The 19,458-nt window shown below is 68.3% G+C and carries 14 protein-coding genes; 8 read left to right on the top strand and 6 right to left on the bottom strand.

Annotation, left to right across the window (positions count from 1 at the left end):
* Positions 1-1,407 (top strand): pseudouridine synthase (locus C7H84_RS14035; protein WP_162999277.1); only part of this gene is annotated, 1,407 nt, incomplete at its 5' end.
* 106 nt (positions 1,408-1,513) lie between these two features.
* Here C7H84_RS14035 and def read toward each other — a convergent pair.
* The 5 genes from def to C7H84_RS14010 form a co-directional block, all read right to left on the bottom strand.
* Positions 1,514-2,047 carry a peptide deformylase gene (gene def, locus C7H84_RS14030; RefSeq protein WP_121859343.1) on the bottom strand — a complete coding sequence of 178 codons (534 nt, stop codon included), beginning with the start codon at positions 2,045-2,047 and terminating at the stop codon, positions 1,514-1,516.
* Positions 2,044-4,119, bottom strand: coding sequence for an NAD-dependent DNA ligase LigA (gene ligA / locus C7H84_RS14025; RefSeq protein WP_121859342.1), 2,076 nt, complete (start codon positions 4,117-4,119; stop codon positions 2,044-2,046). The genes def and ligA overlap by 4 nt, the downstream gene beginning before the upstream one ends.
* A gap of 172 nt (positions 4,120-4,291) precedes the next feature.
* Positions 4,292-5,620: a cell division protein ZipA C-terminal FtsZ-binding domain-containing protein gene (locus C7H84_RS14020; protein WP_121859341.1), complete on the bottom strand. Its 1,329-nt coding sequence runs from the start codon at positions 5,618-5,620 to the stop codon at positions 4,292-4,294.
* A gap of 85 nt (positions 5,621-5,705) precedes the next feature.
* On the bottom strand, positions 5,706-9,218 hold the full coding sequence (gene smc / locus C7H84_RS14015; protein WP_121859340.1) for a chromosome segregation protein SMC: 3,513 nt from the start codon (positions 9,216-9,218) through the stop codon (positions 5,706-5,708).
* Positions 9,219-9,359: 141 nt separating this feature from the next.
* Complete coding sequence (locus C7H84_RS14010) at positions 9,360-10,301, bottom strand: DMT family transporter (protein WP_121859339.1); 942 nt, start codon at positions 10,299-10,301, stop codon at positions 9,360-9,362.
* A 159-nt stretch (positions 10,302-10,460) separates the two neighbouring features.
* Between C7H84_RS14010 and dapC the strand changes: the two genes are divergently transcribed.
* The 6 genes from dapC (at position 10,461) to cls (ending at position 16,635) form a co-directional block, all read left to right on the top strand.
* A complete protein-coding gene (gene dapC, locus C7H84_RS14005) occupies positions 10,461-11,693 on the top strand; it encodes a succinyldiaminopimelate transaminase (RefSeq protein ID WP_121859338.1) in 1,233 nt (410 codons plus the stop codon).
* 45 nt (positions 11,694-11,738) lie between these two features.
* A complete protein-coding gene (dapD, locus tag C7H84_RS14000; RefSeq protein WP_006478479.1) occupies positions 11,739-12,566 on the top strand; it encodes a 2,3,4,5-tetrahydropyridine-2,6-dicarboxylate N-succinyltransferase in 828 nt (275 codons plus the stop codon).
* Positions 12,566-12,934, top strand: coding sequence for an ArsC family reductase (locus tag C7H84_RS13995; RefSeq protein ID WP_121859337.1), 369 nt, complete (start codon positions 12,566-12,568; stop codon positions 12,932-12,934). Before dapD ends, C7H84_RS13995 begins: the two co-directional genes overlap by 1 nt.
* An 88-nt stretch (positions 12,935-13,022) precedes the next feature.
* Positions 13,023-14,162, top strand: coding sequence for a succinyl-diaminopimelate desuccinylase (gene dapE / locus C7H84_RS13990; protein ID WP_121859336.1), 1,140 nt, complete (start codon positions 13,023-13,025; stop codon positions 14,160-14,162).
* An 11-nt stretch (positions 14,163-14,173) separates the two neighbouring features.
* On the top strand, positions 14,174-15,082 hold the full coding sequence (gene prmB / locus C7H84_RS13985; protein WP_121859335.1) for a 50S ribosomal protein L3 N(5)-glutamine methyltransferase: 909 nt from the start codon (positions 14,174-14,176) through the stop codon (positions 15,080-15,082).
* A 113-nt stretch (positions 15,083-15,195) separates the two neighbouring features.
* Positions 15,196-16,635, top strand: a complete 1,440-nt coding sequence (gene cls / locus C7H84_RS13980; protein WP_121859334.1) for a cardiolipin synthase — start codon at positions 15,196-15,198, stop codon at positions 16,633-16,635.
* 125 nt (positions 16,636-16,760) lie between these two features.
* On the opposite strand, the gene C7H84_RS13975 is transcribed toward cls, so the two are convergent.
* On the bottom strand, positions 16,761-17,240 hold the full coding sequence (locus tag C7H84_RS13975) for a glutathione peroxidase (protein ID WP_121859333.1): 480 nt from the start codon (positions 17,238-17,240) through the stop codon (positions 16,761-16,763).
* A 136-nt stretch (positions 17,241-17,376) separates the two neighbouring features.
* Between C7H84_RS13975 and C7H84_RS13970 the strand changes: the two genes are divergently transcribed.
* On the top strand, positions 17,377-19,308 hold the full coding sequence (locus C7H84_RS13970; RefSeq protein ID WP_121859332.1) for an ATP-binding cassette domain-containing protein: 1,932 nt from the start codon (positions 17,377-17,379) through the stop codon (positions 19,306-19,308).
* Positions 19,309-19,458: the final 150 nt, after the last annotated feature.

The raw sequence follows: 19,458 nt of genomic DNA, 5'->3' as shown, positions 1-19,458 counted from the left end.
GACCGTCGCACGTCGTCGGATCGCCCGCCGCGCCGCGATGACGACTCCCGCCCGCGCCGCGCAGGTGGTGACGATTACAAGCGCCCGTCCTATCGCGACAACGCAGCCGGCGAAGGTGCGAAGCGCAGCTTCGGCGAGCGCCGCACGTCGTCCGATCGCCCGCCGCGCCGCGATGACGATGCGCGCCCGCGTCGCGCAGGCGGTGACGATTACAAGCGCCCGTCCTATCGCGACAACGCAGCCGGCGAAGGCGCGAAGCGCAGCTTCGGCGACCGTCGCACGTCGTCCGATCGCCCGCCGCGCCGCGATGACGATGCACGCCCGCGTCGCGCAGGTGGTGACGATAACAAGCGCCCGTCCTATCGCGACAACGCAGCCGGCGAAGGTGCGAAGCGCAGTTTCGGCGACCGTCGCACGTCGTCCGATCGCCCGCCGCGCCGCGATGACGATGCGCGCCCGCGTCGCGCAGCCGGCGACGACAGCAAGCGTCCGTCGTACCGGGACAAGGCAGCCGGCGAAGGTGCGAAGCGCAGTTTCGGCGACCGCCCGGCGCGTCCCGCACGTGACGGCGAACCCCGCGCGTTCGGCGCGGTAAAGACCGCTCAACCGGTCAAGCGCCCGGCGGCCGACATCGACCGTGGCGACGAAACAGGCCTGATGCGCCTGTCGAAGCGCATGTCCGAACTTGGCCTGTGCTCGCGCCGCGAAGCGGACGAATGGATCGAAAAGGGTTGGGTGCTCGTCGACGGCGAACGTATCGATACGCTCGGCACCAAGGTCCGTCCGGACCAGAAGATCGAGATCGACGAACGCGCCAGCGCCGCCCAGGCCGCACAAGTGACGATCCTGCTGCACAAGCCGGTCGGTTACGTGTCGGGTCAGGCGGAAGACGGCTACGAGCCCGCGGCCGTGCTGATCACGCGCGCGAACCAGTGGAGCGGCGACCGTTCGCCGATACGCTTCTCGCCGCAGCACCTGCATGCGCTCGCGCCGGCCGGCCGGCTCGACATCGACTCCACCGGCCTGCTCGTGCTGACGCAGAACGGCGTGATCGCAAAGCAGCTGATCGGCGAGCAGTCGGACATCGACAAGGAGTATCTGGTGCGCGTGCGTTTCGGCGACCGGCTGCTCGACATCGACCAGCACTTCCCTGCCGAATCGCTCGCGAAGCTGCGCCACGGCCTCGAGCTCGACGGCGCGCCGCTGAAGCCCGCGATGGTGAGCTGGCAGAACGGCGAACAACTCCGTTTCGTGCTGCGCGAAGGCAAGAAGCGCCAGATCCGCCGCATGTGCGAACTGGTCGGTCTCGAAGTGATCGGCCTGAAGCGCGTGCGAATGGGCCGCGTGATGCTCGGCGCGCTGCCGCAAGGCCAGTGGCGCTATCTGTCGCCCGACGAGACCTTCTGACGGCCGGCACGATGGCCAGCACGCGCCTCGTGCGTCGCAATGAAAAAGCCCGCGCGAGCGGGCTTTTTCATTGCCGATACGGCGACAAGTACGACGATGCCGCCGGTCAGTCGTCGTCGGCCGGATCGAGCCCGGGGAACAGCACCTCGGTGAAACCGAAGCGCGTGAAGTCGGTTATCCGCATCGGATACAGCTTGCCGATCAGGTGATCGTATTCGTGCTGGACGACCCGCGCGTGGAAGCCTTCGGCGACGCGGTCGATCTTCGCGCCGAACTGGTCGTAGCCGCTGTAGCGCACCTTCGCATAGCGGCTGACGACGCCGCGCATGCCCGGCACCGACAGGCAGCCTTCCCAGCCCTCCTCCATGTCCGGCGGCATGTACTCGAGCTTCGGGTTGATCAGCACGGTCTCGGGCACGGGCGGCGCATCCGGATAGCGGTTGTTGCTGCCGAAGCCGAAGATGATGATCTGCAGCCCGATGCCGATCTGCGGCGCGGCGAGCCCCGCGCCGTTCGCATGGTGCATCGTCTCGAACATGTCCGCGACGATCTCGTGCAGGTCGGGGGTATCGAACCGCTCGACCGGCGCGGCGACTTCGAGCAGGCGCGGGTCGCCCATCTTCAGGATCTCGCGAATCATGGCGTGTTGCCCTCCAGGAGTTGGTGCAGTCCGTCTTCGTCCAGCACAGGGATACCGAGTTCCTCGGCCTTCGCGAGCTTGCTGCCGGCTTCGGCGCCCGCGACCACGTAATCCGTCTTCTTCGATACCGAGCCCGCGACTTTCGCGCCGGCCGCTTCGAGCATCTCCTTCGCCGCGTCGCGCGTGAGGTTGGGCAGCGTGCCCGTCAGCACGACGGTCTTGCCGGCCAGCACGCCCTGCGGCGCCTTCGGCGCGGGCGGACCTTCCGGCCACGTGACCTTGCCGGGCGCGCGCAGCTGCTCGATCACCGTGCGGTTGTGCTCTTCCGCGAAGAACTGGTGGATCGACTCGGCGACGATCGGCCCGACGTCGTTCACTTCGAGCAGTTCCTCGATCGACGCGTCCATGATCGGCGTCAGCGACCCGAAATGCTTCGCGAGATCCTTCGCGGTCGACTCGCCGACATGGCGGATCCCGAGCCCGTAGATGAAGCGCGCGAGCGTCGTGTGCTTCGCCTTCTCGAGCGAGTCGAGCAGGTTCTGCGCGGATTTCTCGGCGAACCGGTCGAGCTCCGCGAGCGTCGCGAAACCGAGATTGAACAGGTCGGCCGGCGTGCGCACGAGATTCAGTTCGACCAGCTGATCGATGATCTTCTCGCCGAGCCCGTCGATGTCGAGCGCGCGGCGCTGCGCGAAGTGCCACAGCGCCTGCTTGCGCTGCGCCGGGCAGAACAGCCCGCCCGTGCAGCGCGCGATCGCCTCGTCCGGCAGGCGCTCGATCTTCGAGCCGCACACCGGACACTCGGTCGGCATCACGAATTCGGCCGCATCGTCGGGCCGGCGCTCGAGCAGCGCGCCAACCACTTCCGGAATCACGTCGCCCGCGCGCCGCACGATCACGGTGTCGCCGATCCGGATGTCCTTGCGGCGTACTTCGTCCTCGTTGTGCAGCGTCGCGTTGGTCACCGTCGCACCGCCGACGAACACAGGATCGAGCCGCGCCACCGGCGTGATCGCGCCGGTGCGACCGACCTGCACGTCGATCGCGACGAGCCGGGTCAGCGCTTCCTGCGCGGGGAACTTGTGCGCGAGCGCAAAGCGCGGCGCGCGCGACACGAAGCCGAGGCGATCCTGCTCGTCGCGCCGGTTCACCTTGTAGACGACACCGTCGATGTCGTACGGCAGCGACTCGCGCTTCTCGCCGACCTTGCGGAAGAAGCCGAGCAAGCCGTCGGCACCGTGCACGACCGCGCGCTCGCGGTTCACCGGCAGGCCGAGCGACGCGTACCAGTCGAGCAGCGCGCTGTGCGTGTCGGGCATCGGCATCCCGTCAAGCACGCCGATCCCGTACGCGAAGAACGACAGCGGGCGCTGCGCGGTGATCTTCGGATCGAGCTGGCGCAGGCTGCCGGCCGCCGCGTTGCGCGGGTTCGCGAATTCGCGCTGCTCGGCCGCGCGCTGGCGTTCGTTCAGGCGTGCGAAATCGCGCTTGAACATCAGCACCTCGCCGCGTACGTCGAGCAGCGCCGGCACGTGCGCGCCCTTCAGCTTCAGCGGGATGGAACGGATCGTGCGCACGTTCTCCGTCACGTCCTCGCCGGTCGTGCCGTCGCCGCGCGTCGCGGCCTGCACGAACACGCCGTTCTCGTAGCGCAGCGAGATCGCGAGCCCGTCGAACTTCAGCTCGCACGCGTATTCGACGGGGTCCGTGACCGAGCCGGCGAGATCGGTCGTCTTCGCGAGTGCGTCGGCGACGCGCTTGTCGAATGCGGCGATGTCCTCGTCGGCGAAGCCGTTGTTCAGCGACAGCATCGGTGCGTCATGAACGACCGGCGTGAAGCCGCTTGCCACTTCGCCGCCGACGCGCTGCGTCGGTGAATCGGGCGTCACGAGTTCGGGATGAGCGGTTTCGAGTTGCTGCAGCTCGCCGAACAGCCGATCGTATTCGGCGTCGGGCAGATCCGGCTGGTCGAGCACGTAGTAGGCGTAGTTCGCCCGCTCGAGTTGGTCGCGCAGCCACGCGGCACGCGCGTCGGGCTGGCTGGCTGGCGGTTCGGCTTGGGTTCGGGCCATGCTGGCGGCAGAGTCGTTCTGAAAAATCGGATGTTCGATTATCTCAGTTTGACGCCGCGCCGGGGGCACGCGAATGCGCGCCGCGCAGGCCCGCTGCAGCGCATGCACGCGGCGTGTGTGCACTGCAGCAGCGACGTGCGGCGGCAACGAAGGCCGCCGCATTCGACACGCGTTACTGGCTGAACAGGCGCCGAGTGACCGGCGAACCGGCCGGGATGCCGGCTTCCTCGAGCTTCGCGTACAGCTTCATCAGTTGCTGGTCGATCGCGACGAGCGTCGATTCCGGCAGCGGCCGGCGCGAATCGTCGACGACCCGCGCGCCGATCCGCTCGGACAGCGACTTCGCGTAATCGCACATCAGCCGGAACGGCAGGATGTCCTCTTCGGCGACCGGCACGTCGAGCACCAGCGTGATCATGTTGCCGCCCTTGTACGTCAGGTCGTCGCGCAGGAAGTTCGTGTCGCCGAACTGCAGCATGAACACGGGGTTCTGCTTCGCGTCGAGCTTCACGAAGCGCGTGCCGTCGCGCGACAGCAGCAGCCCGTCCTGGGAAGCGACGGCCTGCACGTAGTTCGCCGACCACGGCGCGCCGTCCGACATCACATTGATCGACAGCTGCGCATCGCACTGCGCGGCGAAACCGTCGAGCTCGCGCGCCATCGCGACCGTTTCCATCATGTCCGGGAATTCCGGCGCGCCGTCGATCGCGTCGGCGAACTGCTGGACGCCCGTCACGAACTCGGAGAACTCGAGCTCGTTCAGCGCGCCGCTGCGGTTCGCCAGCTGCGCGGCCGCGCGCAGTTCTTCATAACGCACGCCGTTCTGCAGCAGCTCCCACTTGCCGCCCTCCGGCTTGCCCTCGATATGCACGGGCTTGCTGCCCGCACGACGCAGCCGCTGCGCGACCGGCAGGATCTTGTCGCCCGGCAGCGATGCGCCGAGGCGAATCGGCACGATGCAGTCGATCCGGCGATCGACGATCGCGGGCGGCGCCGACGAGATCGTCGTCGCGGCCGGCAGCACGGGTTCGGCGGGCTCGTGGTTCGCTGCGTCGGCAGCCGGCGCGTCCTGCGCTGCGGCAACCGACCCTTCGTCGACGGCCTGCTCGACCGCACCGCTCGATTCCGACGGCGTGTCGGCCCCGGTGGCCTCGGCCTGCAGATCGGCCGGCATGTCGGCAGGCGCGGCGCCACCCGAGGCGGCTCCGCCGAAGGTCGGCTCGACGCGCGCGGCTTCGGCCGACGCACTCGCGGTGGCAGCAGCACCGGCCGGCGCCGCAGCCGTTGCGGCGGGTTCGCGGCGCACGGGCTGGCGCACCGGCTCGATGAACGGCCGTTCATCGTCGCGTTCGGGGCTGCGATTCATCGCCTCGACCGCCTCTTCAGGCATCGGGCGCGGCATCCTGCGCCGCACCTTCGCGCCCTGCCATGCGTTGTAGACCACGACGCCGCCCACCACGACGGCACCCGCGCCGATCAAACCGAGTGTCAACTCGTCCATGCACGCTCCATCAGCAATTCTTTGTCGTCGGAACCGCGAACGGGCGCCCATGCGCCGCGCGAACGCGGTCCGGTTTCGTCAAACGTCAATTCTGGGCAAAACCCGCGGCGGTTTCCATGTCCACCGCGACGATCCGCGACACACCCTGTTCCTGCATCGTCACGCCGATCAGCTGCTGCGCCATCTCCATCGCGATCTTGTTGTGCGAGATGAAGAGGAACTGCGTCTTGTCGGACATCGCGCGCACGAGGTTCGCGAAACGCTCGGTGTTCGCGTCGTCGAGCGGCGCGTCGACCTCGTCGAGCAGACAGAACGGCGCCGGATTCAGCTGGAACATCGCGAACACCAGTGCGGTGGCGGTCAGCGCCTTCTCGCCGCCCGACAGCAGGTGGATGGTCGCGTTCTTCTTGCCCGGCGGCTGCGCCATCACCTGCACGCCCGCGTCGAGGATTTCGTCGCCCGTCATGATCAGCTTCGCCTGGCCGCCGCCGAACAGACGCGGGAACAGATCGCTGAAGTGACGGTTGACCTCGTCGAAAGTGCCCTGCAGCAGCGTGCGGGTTTCCTGGTCGATCTTGTGGATCGCGTCCTCGAGCGTCGTGATCGCGTCGGTCAGGTCGGCCGACTGCGCATCGAGGAACACCTTGCGCTCGCTCGCGGCCTTCAGTTCGTCGAGCGCGGCCATGTTGACCGGGCCCAGCGCATTGATCGCGTTGTTCAGGCGTGTGACCTCGCCCTGCAGGTACGACGGCTTCAGGTCCGGCGTCAGTTTCTCGCGCAGCGCTTCCTCGTCGACCTCGGCCGCCGTGAGCTGCTCGGCGAACTGCTCGACGGCCAGGCGCGCGGCCTGTTCCTTCAGCTGCAATTCGGTGATGCGGTCGCGCAGCGGCTGCAGCGAACGCTCGGCGACGAGACGCTGCTCGTCCGACGCACGCAGCTTCGCGGTCAGGTCGTCGAGTTCGATCCGCGCGGCCTGCAGCGCTTCTTCCTTCACCGCGCGAATTTCGAGCGCGTCCTGCAGGCCCGTGTGCGCGGTCTGCTCGTTGATCGTTTCGAGTTCGGCGCGCGCGTCTTCCAGCGATGCCGCAACGCGCTCGCTCTGCTCGTGCGCGACCTGGATGCTGCGCTTGAGCTCGTCGATTCGCGTGACCGCATTGCGCGCGGCGAAGCGCGCGTCGTTCGCAGCGCGCTCGAGGTCGCGCGCTTCCTGGCGCGCCTGCGTCAGCGATTCGTCGAGCGCCTCGAACGCGAGCTGGTTGTCTTCGAAGCGCGCCTGCAGTTCCGCGAGTTCGCCGTCGAAACGTTCGAAGTTCGCTTCCGATTCCGCGCGCAGCGCACGCTGTTCGTCGATCTGCGCGCCGATTTCCTCGAGCTCCTCGCGGATCTGCGTGCTGCGCTGCGTGTAGCGCTCATGCGCCTGCGCAAGCTTCAGCACGTCCATCTGCAGCGCGTGCACGCGCTGCGTCGCGCGTTCGGCCTGCGCGCGCACGTCGCCGAGCGCCTGCGCGGCCTGCGTGTGCGCGGCTTCCGCCCGCACGGCGGCGGTGCGCGCGTCGTCGGCGAGGAGCGCCTGCGCACGCACCTGGCGCGTGAGGTTTTCGATTTCCTGCTGGCGGGCCAGCATCCCGGCCTGCTCCGAATCGGCCGCGTACAGCTGCACGCCGACGCGCGTGACGATATGGCCTGCCTTCACGACGAATGCGCCGCCTGCCGGCAGTTGCGCGCGCGTCGCGAGCGCCTGCGCGATGTCGTCGGCGACGTACACGTTGCCGAGCCAGTCGTTCAGCACCGCACGGATGCCCGCGTCGTCGATGCGCACGAGCGACAGCACCGGACGCAGCCCGGCCGGCGCGGCCGGCGCTTCGCCGGCCGGCGGCGGCGCGTAGAACGCGAGCTTCGCAGGCGGCGCATCGGTCGCGAACGCCTTCACCCAGTCGAGATTCGACACTTCGAGCGCCGCGAGCCGCTCGCGCAGCACGGCCTCGAGCGCCGCTTCCCAGCCGGCTTCGACGTGCAGCTTCTTCCACAGCCGCGGCAGCGCGCCGAGCTCGTGCTTGTCGAGCCACGGCTGGATCTTGCCTTCGGTCTGCACGTTCTCCTGCAGCTGCTTGAGCGCGGCGAGGCGCGCCTCGAGCTGGTGGATCTGCGCGCTCTCGGCCTGCACGCGCTCCTGCGCGGCGCGGCGTTCGCCGTCGAGGCGCGGCAGCGTTTCCTGTGCGTCGGTGAGGCGTGCCTGCGCTTCGGCGAGGATTTCTTCCTGCTCGGCGAGCTGCATGCGCAGCTCTTCGAGCTGCGCTTCGTCCGGCGCGTCGAGCCCGCCCGCCTCCGACTTCAGGCGCTCGTGGCGCTGCTGAAGCTGCTGGAGCTGCTGGTCGGCGTTACGCTGGTGCGCGGCCTCGAGCTTCAGCGACTGTTCGGTCTGCGCGATCCGCGCGCGTTCTTCGTTGAGCTGCGCCTGCGCATCGCGCCACTTTGCTTCGAGCGCGGGCAGCGCGTCGTGCTTCGCGGCTGCGTTGTCTTCGGCGAGCGCGGCCTTCTCGTCGGCCATCGCGCGCGCCTCTTCGGCTTCCTCGAGCTCGTCCTGCGCCTTCTCGGCCTGCGCGCGCCATTGCTCGCGCTGCGCGTTCAGCGCGGCGATCTGCGCCTGCACGCGGTTGCGCGATTCGACGATGAACTTGATCTCGGCCTCGAGGCGGCTCACTTCGGCGTTCGCCTCGTAGAGCGCGCCCTGCGCGCCCTGCATCGCGTCGCTCGCCGAGTAATGCGCGACCCGCAGCGTCTCGAGCTGCGACTCGACTTCGCGCAGCTTCGCCGTCTGCGCCTCGAGGTCGATCTGTGCCTGCTCGATCGCGCGCTGCTGCTTCTGCTGCTCGCCCGCGGCCTCGTTCTTGCGCAGCAGCCACAACAGGCGCTGCTTCTCCTCGCCGTCGGCGACGAGCTCCTTGTATTTGGTCGCGACAACCGCCTGCCCCTGGAGCTTCTCGAGGTTCGCGCTCAGTTCGCGGACGATGTCCTCGACGCGCGTCAGGTTCTCGCGCGTGTCGTGCAGGCGGTTCTCGGTCTCGCGGCGGCGTTCCTTGTACTTCGACACGCCCGCGGCTTCCTCGAGGAACACGCGCAGCTCTTCCGGCTTCGCCTCGATGATGCGCGCGATCATGCCCTGCCCGATGATCGCGTACGCACGGGGCCCGAGGCCCGTGCCGAGGAAGATGTCCTGGATGTCGCGGCGGCGCGCCGGCAGGTTGTTGATGTAGTAGCTCGACGTGCCGTCACGCGTCAGCACGCGCTTCACGGCGATCTCGCCGTACTGGCCCCACTGCCCGGCCGCGCGGCCGTCGGAGTTGTCGAAGATCAGTTCCACGCTTGCCCGGCTGCCGGGCTTGCGGGCGGTCGAGCCGTTGAAGATCACGTCCTGCATCGACTCGCCGCGCAACTCGGACGCGCGCGACTCGCCGAGCACCCAGCGCACGGCATCGATGATGTTGGACTTGCCGCATCCGTTCGGGCCGACCACGCCGACAAGCTGGCCCGGAACCTGGAAATGCGTGGGATCGACGAAGGATTTGAAGCCAGCGAGTTTGATCGAGCTCAGACGCACGGCGGTATCGGATGTGAAGAAGGTGTGAAACGGACGGGGCCGCGACGCGCGGGGCCGGACGGCCCGTGTGCGCGGTGCGCCCCGGAATTCAAAAGCGGGGCCGCGCGCATCTCAAGCGTTGGGCCCCGCAAACGGCTTCCATCATACCATCGCGCGTGCGCCGTCCCGCCCGTCGCCGGGTTTGCCCGGTGCCGGCGCGGCACGATGGACCCGGCTCGACAGCAGCGTCGCGAGCACGATGCACGCACCGCCCGCCCACTCGCGCGCGCTCGGCAGTTCGTTCGCGAACACCCACGCGGACAGCGCGGTGATCACGATCTCGAACAGCATGATGATCGACGCGCGGTTCGCCGGCACGCGCGCGAGCCCGTATTGAACGAGCAGGTTGTTCGCGGCCATCGTCACGCCGATCGCGGCGACGATCAGCGCGGCGACGCCCAGCGACCCGCTTGCCGGCACGGGCGGCAGCCCCTCGAACAGCGACGCGATCGCGCCGAACACCGCCGCGCCGCCGAATAGCGTCGCGGTACGCATCTCGGCACGCAGGTCCGGCAGCTCGCGGCTCGCCTTGATCACCAGCACGTTGCTCATCGCGAAACTCAGCCCGGCCGCGAGCCCCGCCCATTCGGCCGGGTTGGCCGGCAGCGGCACGCCGAGCGTCGGCGACCACAGCATCAGCATCGCGCCGCCAATCGACAGCGCCGCGAGCCCCGCGCCGGCCCAGGTGAGCCGCTCGCGCAGCAGGAAATGCGCGTAGATCGCGGTCCAGGCCGGCGTCAGGTAGAACAGCAGCATCACGCGCAGCACCTCGCCGTGGATCGTGCCCCACACGAAGCCGAGGTTGGTCACGCCGGCCGTGATCGCGATGCCCGGCAACACCCAGTGCCAGCGCAGCGTCGCGATCGTGCGGTGCCGCACGACGATCACGAACAGGAACGCGACGACGCTCGTCAGCGCGCTCGCCAGCGTGCCGGTGAGGCCGAGCGACGCGAGGATCCGCAGCGGATACCAGATCAGGCCCCATACCGAAGCGCCGATCAGGATGGCGAGCGTCGGCAGGCTGCCGCGTACCGCGTTATTCATTTGGTTCGATACCCTTTATTGCACCGGCCCGGCCGCCGTTCCGGCAGGCCGTGACCGCATTGCGTCACGCTATAATCGTCCGTTGCGACCCGCGCGCCGTCGGCGCCCGTTCGCAGCCGTGCGGCAGCTGCGCCGCCCCTTTCGCTCCAACCGGCCGCGATGGCCGCTTCGCCCGTGAACCCACGACTCGACTCGCTCCAGCCCTATCCCTTCGAAAAGCTGCGCGCCCTGTTCAAGGACGTGACGCCCTCTGCCGACCTGACACCGATCAGCTTCGGCATCGGCGAGCCCAAGCACCCGACGCCGGCATTGATCCGCGACGCCGTGGTGGGCGCGCTCGACGGCCTCGCGTCGTACCCGGCCACAGCCGGCTCCGACGCGTTGCGCACGTCGATCGCGCACTGGCTCGAACGCCGCTACGGGCTGCCGGCGATCGATCCGGCCACGCAGGTGCTGCCGGTATCGGGCTCGCGCGAGGCGCTGTTCTCGCTCGCGCAGACGGTGATCGACGCGCGCCCGAGCGCGGACGGCAAGAAAGCGATCGTACTCTGTCCGAATCCTTTCTATCAAATTTACGAAGGCGCGGCGCTGCTGGCCGGTGCCGAACCCTATTTCGCGAACAGCGATCCGACGCGCAATTTCGCGTGCGACTACGCGGCCGTGCCCGATGAGGTCTGGGCACGCACCCAGCTGCTGTACGTGTGCTCGCCGGGCAACCCGACCGGCGCCGTGCTGACGCTCGACGACTGGCGCGAGCTGTTCGCGCTGTCCGACCGCCACGGTTTCGTGATCGCGTCCGACGAGTGCTATTCGGAAATCTATTTCGACGAAGCGGCGCCGCCGCTCGGCGGCCTCGAGGCCGCGCATCGCCTCGGCCGCGGCTTCGAGCGGCTCGTGATGCTGTCGAGCCTGTCGAAGCGCTCGAACGTGCCGGGCATGCGCTCGGGCTTCGTCGCCGGCGACGCCGCGCTGCTGAAGAAATTCCTGCTGTACCGCACGTACCACGGCGCCGCGCTGTCGCCGGTCTGGCAGCACGCGAGCATCGCCGCGTGGAACGACGAGGCGCACGTGCGCGAGAACCGCGCGCTGTATCTGCAGAAGTTCAACACGGTCACGCCGCTGCTCGCCGACGTGATCGACGTGAAGCTGCCCGACGCCGCGTTCTACCTGTGGGCCAACGTCGCGCGCACCGGCCTGTCGGACACCGAGTTCGCCCGCCGCCTGTACGCCGACTATAATGTGACGGTTCTGCCCGGCTCGTACCTGGCGCGCGACGCGCACGGCACGAATCCGGGCCGCGATTTCATCCGGATCGCGCTCGTCGCGGGCACCCCCGAATGCGTCGAGGGCGCGCAACGCATCGTCGATTTCTGCCGCTCTCTCGCGCGGTAAGACATCCATCCCGATCAATTCCATTCATCTCCTGCGAAAACGAACATGTCGCAACAACTTCAGCAAATCATCGATACCGCCTGGGAAAACCGCGCCGAGCTGTCGCCGAAGGCCGCGCCCGCCGACGTCCGCGAAGCCGTCGCTCACGCGATCGAGCAGCTCGACAAGGGCGCGCTGCGCGTCGCCGAGAAGATCGACGGCAACTGGACCGTGCACCAGTGGCTGAAGAAGGCCGTGCTGCTGTCGTTCCGCCTGGAGGACAACGCACCGATGCCGGCCGGCGGCTACTCGCAGTTCTACGACAAGGTGCCGTCGAAGTTCGCGAACTACACGGCCGAAGACTTCGCCGCGGGCGGCTTCCGCGTCGTGCCGCCGGCCATCGCGCGCCGCGGCTCGTTCATCGCGAAGAACGTCGTGCTGATGCCGTCGTACACCAACATCGGCGCATACGTCGACGAAGGCACGATGGTCGACACGTGGGCGACGGTCGGTTCGTGCGCGCAGATCGGCAAGAACGTGCACCTGTCGGGCGGCGTCGGCATCGGCGGCGTGCTCGAGCCGCTGCAGGCGAACCCGGTCATCATCGAAGACAACTGCTTCATCGGCGCGCGCTCGGAAGTCGTCGAAGGCGTGATCGTCGAGGAGAATTCGGTGATCTCGATGGGCGTGTACCTCGGCCAGAGCACCAAGATCTACGATCGCGAAACGGGCGAAGTCAGCTACGGCCGCATCCCGGCCGGCTCGGTCGTCGTCGCCGGCAACCTGCCGTCGAAGGACGGATCGCACAGCCTGTACTGCGCGGTGATCGTGAAGAAGGTCGACGCGAAGACCCGCGCGAAGGTCGGCCTGAACGAACTGCTGCGAGGCGACTGATGGCCAAGCCGCACACCGTGGTCGTCTACGGCATTCCGAACTGCGACACCGTGAAGAAGGCCCGTGTGTGGCTCGACGATCACGGCGTCGAGTTCGAGTTCCACGACTTCAAGAAGCTCGGCGTCAGCGCACCGCTCGTCGAGGACTGGCTGAAGGACGTGTCGCTCGACGCGCTCGTGAACAAGCGCGGCACGACGTGGCGCGGCCTGGACGACGCCATGAAGGCCGCCGCGGAAACGAAATCCGGCGCGGTCGCGCTGATGATCCACAAGCCGTCGGTCATCAAGCGCCCGGTGCTCGTCGTCAACGGCCGCGTGAAATCGCTCGGCTTCGTGGCCGATCAGTACGCGGCGCTGTTTGCCGCCTAGGGCCGCCCGCGCCGCGCCCGCGCTGCGCACGACGCCTCATCGCTGCCGGCCACCGCGCCGGCATTTTTTATCGAAAGTGGTCCGAACCATGTCCGCCACCCTAGCCCTTACCGAACAGCTGATCGCCCGCGCGTCCGTCACGCCCGACGATCAGCACTGCCAGCAGATCATGACCGAGCGCCTCGCCGTGCTCGGCTTCGAATGCGAGACCATCGCGTCGCACGGCGTGACCAACCTGTGGGCCGTCAAGCGCGGCACCGACGGCCGCGACGGCAAGCTGCTCGCGTTCGCGGGCCACACCGACGTCGTGCCGACCGGCCCGCTCGAGCAGTGGACTTCGCCGCCGTTCATTCCCGCGCATCGCGACGGCAAGCTGTACGGCCGCGGCGCGGCCGACATGAAGACGTCGCTCGCGGCGTTCGTCGTCGCGTCCGAGGAATTCGTCGCGGCCCACCCCGACCACCGCGGCGCGATCGCCTTCCTGATCACGAGCGACGAGGAAGGCCCGGCCACCGACGGCACCGTGAAGGTCGTCGAACTGCTCGAAGCACGCGGCGAGCGCCTCGACTACTGCATCGTCGGCGAGCCGACGTCGACCGCTGAGCTCGGCGACGTCGTGAAGAACGGCCGCCGCGGCTCGATGTCGGGCGAACTGGTCGTCAAGGGCGTGCAGGGCCACATTGCGTACCCGCACCTCGCGAAGAACCCGATCCACCTGCTCGCGCCGGCGCTCGCCGAGCTCGCTGCCGAGCAGTGGGACGAAGGCAACGAATACTTCCCGCCCACCACGTGGCAGGTGTCGAACCTGCACGCGGGCACCGGCGCGACCAACGTGATCCCCGGCCACGCCGACCTGATGTTCAACTTCCGCTTTTCGACGGCGAGCACCGTCGAGGGCCTGCAGGCCCGCGTGCACGCGATCCTCGACAAGCACGGCCTCGAATACTCGCTGAAGTGGTCGGTGAGCGGCCTGCCGTTCCTCACGCCGCGCGGCGAACTGTCGAACGCGCTGGAGCACGCGATCCGCACCGAAACCGGCCTCACGACCGAGCTGTCGACGACGGGCGGCACGTCCGACGGACGCTTCATCGCGCGCATCTGCCCGCAGGTGATCGAGTTCGGCCCGCCGAACGGCAGCATCCACAAGATCGACGAGCACATCGACGTACGTTTCATCGACCCGCTGAAGAACGTGTATCGCGGCGTGCTTGAACAACTGATCGCCTGACGGAGCCTCGCATGACGACACCTTTTGCAACTGTTCGCGATCTGCTGCGCTACGCAGTCACGCGCTTCTCGAAGGCGAAGCTCGCGTTCGGCCACGGCTCGGACAACGCTTACGACGAAGCCGCCTACCTCGTGCTGCGCACGCTCGACCTGCCGCTCGACACGCTCGAACCGTTTCTCGATGCGCGCCTGCTGCCCGATGAAATCGCGGCCGTGCTCGCCGTGATCGAGCGCCGCGCGACGGATCGCGTGCCGGCCGCGTACCTCACGCACGAAGCGTGGATGCACGGCCACCGCTTCTACGTCGACGAGCGCGTGATCGTGCCGCGCTCGTTCATCGGCGAGCTGCTCGACGACGGGCTGCAGCCGTACGTTGCCGACCCCGAGCAGGTCGGCGCGGTGCTCGAGCTGTGCACGGGCTCCGGCTGCCTCGCGATCCTCGCGGCCAGCGCGTTCCCGAATGCCGAGATCGACGCGGTCGACCTGTCCGACAAGGCGCTCGAAGTCGCGGAGATCAACGTGCGCGACTACGGCCTCGACGATCGCATCACGCTGCATCGCGGCGACCTCTACGCGCCGCTGCCCGCGTTCCGCGCGGAACCCGACGCGCGCTACGACGTGATCCTGACGAACCCGCCGTACGTGAACGCGACGTCGATGGCGGCGCTCCCGCCCGAGTACCGGCACGAGCCGGAGATGGCGCTCGCGGGCGGCGCCGACGGGATGGACATCGTGCGGCGGATCATTGCTGAAGCGCACAAATGGCTGCACGACGATGGCGTGCTCGTCGTCGAGATCGGCAACGAGCGCGAGAACGTCGAAGCGGCATTCGGCGGCCTCGAACTCACGTGGCTGCCCACCAGCGCCGGCGACGACACCGTGTTCCTGATCCAGGCGTCGGACCTGCCGCGCAAGGCCTGACGGCGCGCCGCAATCGAACCGTGCGGTACGGCTCACCGCTCGTCCGCACGGTTGGGTAAGATGCGCGTACGCGGCCGTCGCGCCGCACGACTTCAGGAGTCCGTCACGCGCCCATGACCCTCGACTGGCTACATCTCGGTACCCTGATCCTGGCCGTCCACGTGCTCGGGATCATCGCGGCATGTCACGCGCTCATGAACACGCGCACGTCGCAGGGTGCGATCGCGTGGGCCGTGTCGCTCACGGCGATGCCGTACCTGACGCTCATCCCCTACCTGTTCCTCGGCCGCAGCAAGTTCTCGGGCTACGTCGACGCGCGGCGCCACGAGATGGAAGCGCTGCGCACGCACACGCAGCGCGCACGCTGGCTCGATGCGGACGCAACCGACGGGCTGGCCGCCGACGCGATCGGCCGGGCCGCCGTGCTCGCGCTCACGCGGCTCGGCGGCATGCCGTTCGTCGGGGGCAACGCGGTGCGCACGCTCGTGAACGGCGATGCGACCTTCGCGGCGATCCTGTCGGCGATCGACGCCGCGCGCGATTACGTGATCGTCCAGTTCTTCATCGTGCGCGACGACGCGCTCGGCGAAATGCTTCGCGACGCGCTGCTCGCCCGCGCGGCAGCCGGCGTGCGCTGCTACGTGCTGTACGACAGCATCGGCAGCTTCGACCTGCCGCACCGCTACGTCGACGCGCTGCGCCGCGGCGGCGTCGAGGTCTCCCCGTTCGCGACGCACCGCAAGTTCGTCAACCGCTTCCAGCTCAACTTCCGCAACCATCGCAAGATCGTCGTCGTCGACGGCAATCGTGCGTTCGTCGGCGGACACAACGTCGGCGTCGAGTATCTCGGCGCGAACCGGCGCCTGTCGCCGTGGCGCGACACCCATATCGAGATCCGCGGCCCGGTGGTCGCCAGCATCCAGTACGTGTTCGCCGAAGACTGGCACTGGGCCACGCAGACGCTGCCGCCGCTCTCCGCCCCGCCGCCCGCGCTGCCCGACGACGCGATGCATTGCCTCGCGGTGCCGATGGGGCCGGCCGACAAACAGGAAACCGGCTCGCTGTTCTTCGTCGAGGCGATCAACGCCGCGCGCGAACGGGTGTGGATCACGACGCCGTATCTCGTGCCCGATGAAGCGGTAGTCGCCGCACTGAAGCTCGCGGTGATGCGCGGCGTCGACGTGCGGATCCTGATCCCGTGCCGGCGCGACCACTACGTGGTGTTCGAGGCGTCGAAGCTCTATGCGCGCGACCTCGTCGACGCGGGCGTGAAGGTGTTCCGCTACCGGCCGGGCTTCCTGCACCAGAAAGTCGTGCTGATCGACCGCATCGCGGCCGCAGTCGGCAGCGCGAACCTCGACAACCGCTCGTTCCGGCTCAACTTCGAGATCATGGTGCTGACCGTCGACCGCCCGTTCGCCGACGAGGTCGAAGCGATGCTCGACGCCGATTTCGCGCAGGCATGCGAGGTCGATGCGAACGAGTATCGGCACTCGCCCGCGTGGCGGCGCATCGCGATGCACGTCGCGCGCCTGTTCGCGCCGATCCTGTAGCGGCAGCGGTAACGCGAGCGGCCGCCCGCGCCGCCGGCATGGCGACACACGGTTGCCCGCCGTTCGGCCCGGCGCTGCCGACGCGGCCGGCTCGATCCGACACGCCCGCGCGCCGTTTCAAACGCTCAAAGCAGCTTGTCGATATCCGCGGCGATTTCCTCGGGCTTCGTCGACGGCGCGTAGCGCTTGACGATCCGCCCGTCGCGGTCGATCAGGAATTTCGTGAAATTCCACTTGATCGCCTTCAGGCCCAGGATGCCGGGCGCCTCGTCGGTCAGGTAGCGGTACAGCGGATGCGCGTGATCGCCCTTCACGTCGATCTTCGCGAACATCGGGAACGTGACGCCGTAGTTGCGCTCGCAGAACGCGCCGATCTGCGTGGCATCGCCCGGCTCCTGCTTGCCGAACTGGTTGCACGGGAAGCCGAGCACGAAGAAGCCGCGCGCCGCGTACTGGTCGTACAGCTTCTGCAGCCCCGCGTACTGCGGCGTGAAACCGCACTCGCTCGCGGTGTTGACGATCAGCAGCACGTTGCCGCGATACACATCGAGCGAAACCGGCTGGCCGGCGAGCGTCTCCGCGCTGAACGAATACAGGGTGGACATCGGGCACTCCTTTTACGAAACCGGATCGACGTGGAGTCTAGGCGAAATCGGGCCGTTACGGCACCTGCCGAACGGCCGATATCCGGCGCGACGCGCGCGCAGTCTAGAATAACGGTTTTCGCTAGTCATTCCCGCCGTGATCCGTTTCAATCAGTTCAGTCTTGCGCGCGGCACCAAGCCGCTGTTCGAGTCAGCCTCGTTCGTGCTCAATCCCGGTGAGAAGGCCGGCCTGATCGGCGCGAACGGCGCCGGCAAATCGACGCTGTTCTCGGTCCTGCGCGGCGAGCTGCATTCCGACGCCGGCGATTTCTCGATGCCGCCGTCGTGGCGGATCGCCCACGTGTCGCAGGAAACGCCCGCCGTCGACCGCTCGGCGCTCGACTACACGCTCGACGGCGACACCGCGCTGCGCGAGATCGAGGCGCGCATCGCCGCCGCGTCGGCGGCCCATGACGGCGCGGCCGAAGCCGACGCGCACGCGGCGTTTGCCGACGCCGACGGTTATACGGCCCCCGCGCGCGCCGAAGCGCTGCTGCTCGGCCTCGGCTTCACGCTCGCGCAGACGCGCGAATCGGTCGCCAGCTTCTCCGGCGGCTGGCGCATGCGCCTGAACCTCGCGCAGGCGCTGATGTGCCGCTCCGACTTGCTGCTGCTCGACGAACCGACGAACCACCTCGACCTCGACGCGATCGTCTGGCTCGAAGACTGGCTGCACCGCTACGCCGGTACGCTCGTCGTGATCTCGCACGACCGCGAATTCCTCGACTCGATCTGCAACGTCACGCTGCATCTGGAAAATCGCCAGGTGAAGCGCTACGGCGGCAATTACTCGCAGTTCGAAGTGCTGCGCGCCCAGCAGCTGGCGCTGCAGCAAAACGCGTACGAAAAGCAGCAGAAGACGATCGAGCATCTGCAGAGCTTCGTCGATCGCTTCAAGGCCAAGGCGACCAAGGCCAAGCAGGCGCAAAGCCGGATGAAGGCGCTCGAGAAGATGGAGCTGATCGCGCCCGCGCACATCGCGTCGCCGTTCACGTTCGAGTTCCGCACGCCCGACGCCGCGCCGAACCCGATGATGGTGATGGAAGACGTCCGTTGCGGCTACCACGGCGACGACGGTGCGGAGATCCCGATCGTCGAACGGGTCGCGCTGTCGATCCAGAACGGCCAGCGCATCGGCCTGCTGGGCGCGAACGGCCAGGGCAAGTCGACGCTGATCAAGACGCTGGCCGGCACGCTCGCGCCGCTGTCGGGCCACGTGCGCGACGGCAAGGGGCTGACGATCGGCTATTTCGCGCAGCACCAGCTCGAAACGCTGCGCGAGGACGATTCGCCGCTCGCGCATCTCGCGCGGCTCGCCCCCGATACGCGCGAGCAGGAACTTCGCGACTTCCTCGGCGGCTTCAATTTCTCCGGCGACATGGCGACGAGCCCGGTCGGCCCGTTCTCGGGCGGCGAGAAGGCGCGGCTCGCGCTCGCGCTGATCATCTGGCAGAAGCCGAACCTGCTGCTGCTCGACGAACCGACCAACCACCTCGACCTCGAGACACGGCACGCGCTGACGATGGCGCTCGCGCAGTTCGAAGGCACGCTGATCCTCGTGTCGCACGACCGCCACCTGCTGCGCGCGACCACCGACCAGTTCATGCTGGTTGCGAAGCACCGCCTGCAGCCGTTCGACGGCGACCTCGACGACTACCGCGACTGGCTGCTGCAGCACGCCGCCGAGCAGCGCGCAGCCGCGAAGGCCGACAGCGCGGCCGCCGCGGGCGCCGATCCCGGCGTGAACCGCAAGGACCAGAAGCGCCAGGCGGCCGAGGAACGCCAGCGCCTGTCGCAGCTGAAGAAGCCGCTGCAGAACCGCATCACGAAGCTCGAAAAGGAAATGGAAACGCTGCACGCCGAGAAGGCGCGCCTCGACGCGTTCGTCGCCGATCCGGCGAGCTATGAAGCCGCGCGCAAGACGGAGCTGACCGAAGCGATCCGCAAGCTGGGCGAGGTCAACGCGCGGCTCGAGACGGTCGAGGCCGACTGGCTTGCCTTGCAGGAAGAGCTCGAGCAGATCGGCTGAACACGGCCCCGGGTGCCGTCCGCCGATCCATTCATCGGCTGCCTCGCGGCTCGGGGCGATCAACGGCCGCGCGAACCGGTCACGCCACGCCGGGCCCGGAAACGACAAGGCCGGGCGCCCTGGCCCGGCCTCGTTGCTTCGCTGAATTCG

The organism is Burkholderia sp. Nafp2/4-1b (genome assembly GCF_003635165.1).
GTDB lineage: Bacteria > Pseudomonadota > Gammaproteobacteria > Burkholderiales > Burkholderiaceae > Burkholderia.
This window is presented reverse-complemented; position numbering and strand designations above follow the sequence as displayed.

Bases quoted from the DNA above. Each gene is read 5' to 3' on its own strand.
- def (WP_121859343.1), bottom strand. From the start codon at position 2,047: ATGATTCGCGAGATCCTGAAGATGGGCGACCCGCGCCTGCTCGAAGTC.
- ligA (WP_121859342.1), bottom strand. From the start codon at position 4,119: ATGGCCCGAACCCAAGCCGAACCGCCAGCCAGCCAGCCCGACGCGCGT.
- C7H84_RS14020 (WP_121859341.1), bottom strand. From the start codon at position 5,620: ATGGACGAGTTGACACTCGGTTTGATCGGCGCGGGTGCCGTCGTGGTG.
- C7H84_RS14010 (WP_121859339.1), bottom strand. From the start codon at position 10,301: ATGAATAACGCGGTACGCGGCAGCCTGCCGACGCTCGCCATCCTGATC.
- dapC (WP_121859338.1), top strand. From the start codon at position 10,461: ATGGCCGCTTCGCCCGTGAACCCACGACTCGACTCGCTCCAGCCCTAT.
- dapD (WP_006478479.1), top strand. From the start codon at position 11,739: ATGTCGCAACAACTTCAGCAAATCATCGATACCGCCTGGGAAAACCGC.
- C7H84_RS13995 (WP_121859337.1), top strand. From the start codon at position 12,566: ATGGCCAAGCCGCACACCGTGGTCGTCTACGGCATTCCGAACTGCGAC.
- dapE (WP_121859336.1), top strand. From the start codon at position 13,023: ATGTCCGCCACCCTAGCCCTTACCGAACAGCTGATCGCCCGCGCGTCC.
- prmB (WP_121859335.1), top strand. From the start codon at position 14,174: ATGACGACACCTTTTGCAACTGTTCGCGATCTGCTGCGCTACGCAGTC.
- cls (WP_121859334.1), top strand. From the start codon at position 15,196: ATGACCCTCGACTGGCTACATCTCGGTACCCTGATCCTGGCCGTCCAC.
- C7H84_RS13975 (WP_121859333.1), bottom strand. From the start codon at position 17,240: ATGTCCACCCTGTATTCGTTCAGCGCGGAGACGCTCGCCGGCCAGCCG.